The organism is Pseudomonas sp. PKS, from assembly GCF_051913525.1.
Classification (GTDB): Bacteria; Pseudomonadota; Gammaproteobacteria; order Pseudomonadales; family Pseudomonadaceae; genus Aquipseudomonas; species Aquipseudomonas guariconensis_D.
Genome location: NZ_JBEGDO010000058.1, coordinates 1 through 338, shown reverse-complemented (window position 1 = coordinate 338; position 338 = coordinate 1). Strand labels below are relative to the sequence as shown.

Sequence of the window (338 nt, the reverse complement as noted above, 5' to 3'; positions counted from 1 at the left end):
AAAACAGTAACTTTAGTACCTAAACTTGCAAATAGACATCCAAATTCGATACCAATAACTCCTCCACCAATAACAACTAATGATTCAGGAATTTTAGGTATTGATAAAATACCTGTTGAATCAAGAATAACTCCAGATTTTCTTCCTTCATCAAATCCTGGTAATGGTAAATGGTTAGGAACTGATCCTGTAGCAACTACTAAGTTATTTGCACGGTAATTTTTACCATTTACACTAATAGTGTTTTTATCTAGTGCAACAGCATCACCTTTGATTTGAGTTACTTTATTTTTGTCTAATAAGTATTTAACTCCACCTGTTAGTTTTTTAACTACTCC

The 338-nt window shown here is 31.7% G+C and carries 1 protein-coding gene; it reads right to left on the bottom strand.

The features are described from left to right. On the bottom strand, window positions 1–338 hold a 338-nt coding region (locus tag ABOA88_RS24070; RefSeq protein WP_440128002.1), incomplete at both ends, for an FAD-dependent oxidoreductase.